This is a genomic window from Pedobacter jamesrossensis, from assembly GCF_042650905.1.
Taxonomy (GTDB): domain Bacteria; phylum Bacteroidota; class Bacteroidia; order Sphingobacteriales; family Sphingobacteriaceae; genus Pedobacter; species Pedobacter jamesrossensis.
Window position 1 is genome coordinate 1 of the sequence record NZ_JBHSBY010000076.1, and the last position, 4,476, is coordinate 4,476.

At 36.9% G+C, this 4,476-nt stretch carries 1 protein-coding gene; it reads left to right on the forward strand.

Annotated elements, in window-relative coordinates:
• Positions 1-736: 736 nt before the first annotated feature.
• Entirely contained in the window at positions 737-4,150 is a 3,414-nt protein-coding gene (locus ACFOUY_RS09175) for a methylmalonyl-CoA mutase family protein (protein WP_456238594.1), read from the forward strand.
• The last annotated feature ends 326 nt before the right edge of the window (positions 4,151-4,476 follow it).

A 4,476-nucleotide genomic window follows, 5' to 3' on the forward strand; every position in this document is an offset into this window, starting at 1 on the left:
TTGCTTCATTAGCTCATAATCGAGCTGTTCTTCTCTCGTCATAACAAACTGTATCTAAAGTTAGTGATTTTAACTTTTGACACAGTTTATTTTACACCCTCTAATGTTTTAAAACACCTAAGGCACCTAAGAAAACCTAAGCTGCTCCATGTTCTGTGTCTTCACGGAACATAATCATTCATTCCCTTAGTTTTGTTACTGTTAACGTCATCTATATTGATTTTTATGAAATAAATTAACCCTACCATTGACGTTTTTTGTTTGTCGTCATTGCGAAGCAGGGTTTGTGTGAGCTGAAGCAATCTTATTTCAATTATCTTTCGAATAAGATTGCTTCGTACCTCGCAATGACGATTGCCTTAAAACGTCATTTATATTGATTTTTATGAAATAAATTAACCCTCAGCTTGACTGGGCATCCTAATGCTTTAGCAGGTATTTGTTTTGTTTTCTTTCTATTGCATTAGGGTTCCCGTTTTCACGGGAATGACGTAAGGAGTCGTCATGCTCAGCTTGACTGGGCATCCTAATGCTTTCGCAGGCATATATAATGTTTCCTTTCTAGCGCTTTACGATTCCCTTTTTCACGGGAAGAACGACCGCAAAAAATATTATTCTGCTAACATTACTTCAAAATCAATTTTGATAAAGCTTTTTTGTTTTATTACAGTATCAATACCGTTAAAAAAACAGACAGCTACCAAGTAATTCTTACATTTGCTTAACCAGATATAATTTGAAAACAGATTACGCTCCTCTGTTTCCTAGAAAAATCAATATGCAACAAGTAGAAATATATAAACCAAAAAATAAAATTCGTTTTGTTACCGCTGCTTCTCTTTTCGATGGACACGATGCAACCATTAATATTATGCGTCGTATTCTTCAATCGTCGGGTGCAGAGGTTATTCATTTAGGCCATAACCGCTCTGTAGATGAAGTTGTAAATTGTGCCATCCAGGAAGATGTTCAGGGAATAGCGATGACATCTTATCAAGGCGGACACATCGAATATTTTAAATATATGTTCGATTTATTGCAGGAAAGAGGTTCTGGTCATATCAAGATATTTGCTGGTGGCGGTGGCGTAATTCTTCCATCAGAAATTGAAGAACTTGAATCTTATGGTATTTCTAAAATCTATTCTCCTGATGATGGAAGAAGAATGGGCTTACAAGGAATGATTAACGACATGTTGCAAAAGACTGATTTTGTAACTAAAAGCAGTATAACCGATGAGTTGAAAACAATTCCTGCAAAAGATATAAAAGCAATTGCTGGCGCAATTACTGTTGCAGAAAACGACCCTGAAGGTGCTCAATCTTTCGTTGATGAATTGAAGAAGCTTTCGAAAAATAACAGCGCCCCTATTTTAGGCATCACCGGAACTGGTGGCGCAGGTAAATCATCATTGGTTGATGAATTGGTGCGTAGATTTTTAGTAGAAGTTAACGATAAAACATTAGCCATAATTTCTATAGATCCATCAAAGAGAAAAACTGGTGGTGCTTTGCTTGGCGATAGAATTCGGATGAATGCAATTAACAACCCGAGGGTTTATATGCGTTCACTCGCGACAAGACAAGCCAATTTAGCACTTTCAAAAAACGTTCAGGAAAGTATTGATATTTGCAAAGCCGCAGGTTACGATTTAATAATTGTAGAAACCTCTGGTATTGGCCAATCTGATACTGAAATTACCGAACATTGCGATGTTTCTTTATACGTAATGACACCTGAATTTGGAGCGGCAACTCAACTCGAAAAAATCGATATGCTTGATTTTGCAGACTTGGTAGCCATTAATAAATTTGATAAAAGAGGTGCTTTAGATGCCCTTCGCGATGTTAGAAAGCAGTATAAACGCAATCATAATATTTTTGATGCCAAGGATGATGAGATTCCCGTTTATGGAACAATGGCATCCCAGTTTAATGATCCGGGCATGAATAATTTGTTTGTTGCCTTGATGGAACAAATCAAAATAAAAACCGGAACAGATTTCAACGCAAAAATGGAACTTACTTCCGAGCAATCGGAGAAGATATATATCATTCCGCCAGATCGCATTCGTTACCTGGCAGAAATTGCAGAATCGAGCCAAACTTACAATGAATGGGTTGATAAACAATCGAGCATAGCCCGAAAAATGTATCAGCTTAAAGGCGTTATTGATTTAGCTTCTGAGAATAAATCGCTTTCAATTGGAGCGGGCTTAGAAGAGGCTTATACCTATTTCGAAGAGCAATTAGATGGTGAATGCAAAAGATTACTACGCCAATGGCCTGAAACTAAAAAAAGTTACAAAGAAGAGTTTTTCATTTATAAAGTTCGGGATAAAGAGATTAAACTACCCTTATATTACGAATCATTATCAAAGCTAAATATCCCAAAAGTATCGCTGCCACGCTATGAAGATTGGGGCGATATTTTACGGTGGTTATTAACAGAAAATTTGCCGGGAGAGTTTCCTTACGCCGCTGGCGTTTTTCCTTTAAAAAGAGAAGGAGAAGACCCAACACGTATGTTTGCCGGAGAAGGTGGCCCGGAAAGAACCAATAAACGTTTTCACTATGTTTCTTTAGGTCAACCTGCCCATCGTTTATCTACCGCATTTGATTCTGTAACATTATATGGAGAAGATCCACACATCAGACCGGATATTTATGGTAAAATAGGGAATTCGGGGGTAAGCATTGCAACATTAGATGATGCTAAAAAGTTATACTCTGGTTTTGACCTTTGTGCGCCCTCTACATCAGTATCAATGACAATTAATGGCCCTGCACCAATGCTTTTGGGCTTTTTCATGAATGCAGCCATCGACCAGCAATGTGAAAAATATATTATAGAAAACGGCTTAGAAGAAGAAACAAATCAGAAGATTGAAGCCATTTATAAGGCCAAAAATATTTCCAAACCAAGTTATAACGGAAAGCTGCCAGAAGGAAATAATGGACTGGGGTTAATGCTTTTAGGTGTAACCGGCGATCAGGTTTTACCAGCCGATGTTTATGCTAAAATAAAAGCTTATGCAATAAGTTCTGTTCGTGGAACCGTACAGGCAGATATTTTAAAGGAAGACCAGGCACAAAATACCTGTATATTCTCGACCGAATTTGCTTTAAGGATGATGGGCGATATTCAAAAGTATTTTATTGATGAAAAGGTTAGGAATTTTTATTCGGTATCGATTTCTGGCTACCATATCGCAGAAGCCGGTGCAAATCCAATCTCTCAACTTGCTTTTACATTAAGTAACGGTTTTACATTTGTAGAATATTATTTAAGCAGAGGCATGCATATCGATGATTTTGCGCCAAATTTATCTTTCTTCTTCTCAAATGGAATTGATCCTGAATATGCGGTAATTGGTCGCGTGGCTAGAAGAATTTGGGCAAAAGCCATTAAAAACAAATACAAAGGGAATGATCGTTCTCAAAAATTAAAATACCATATTCAAACTTCAGGGCGCTCTTTACATGCTCAGGAAATTGATTTTAATGACATCAGAACCACGTTGCAGGCCTTATATGCGATATATGATAACTGTAATTCTCTTCATACAAATGCTTACGATGAAGCCATTACAACACCAACTGAAGAATCGGTTCGCAGGGCTATGGCTATTCAATTAATTATAAACAGGGAGTTAGGTTTAGCTAAAAATGAAAATCCATTACAAGGTGCATTTATAATCGAAGAACTTACAGATTTAGTTGAGGATGCTGTTTTAGCAGAATTTAAACGTATAAATGATAGAGGTGGTGTTCTGGGCGCTATGGAAACCATGTACCAACGTGGCAAAATTCAGGAGGAAAGTTTATATTACGAAACGCTTAAACATACTGGTGAATATCCAATTGTTGGCGTAAATACATTCCTGAATAAAAACGGCTCACCTACAATTGTTCCTGGCGAAGTAATTAGAGCTACCGAAGAAGAAAAACAATACCAGATTGAAGCTTTAAAGAAGTTTCAGAACAGAAATGAAGGTAAAGCAGAAGAACAATTGAAGCAATTACAAAAATCGGCGATTGCGGGCGATAATATTTTTGAGCAACTTATGGAAGTTTGTAAAATTTGCTCATTAGGGCAAATAAGCAAAGCGCTTTATGAAGTTGGCGGACAGTATAGAAGAAATATGTAAAACAAAACGGCCCGTAAAGTAAATTTTAAGAAAAACTTGCCACATTGAGCTTGTGGAAATGCACTAAATTAAAAGGTTTTTCGACAAGCTTTCATTGACGTTATATACTAATAATTTTTTTAACCATCTAAGGAAAATCTAAGCTAATCTGACCGTCACATTTTATTAAAATGTTTGGCAAAGGGCAATAAACACCCCGTCCTGCGGACACCCCTCTGAAAGAGCTAATCTTTACACACATCTTTATATTCCATTATTTGCGCGTAAACTATAAATTGTTGGTTAAACTTATCTAACCCCTCTTTGATTGTGATATATCCTGGTGG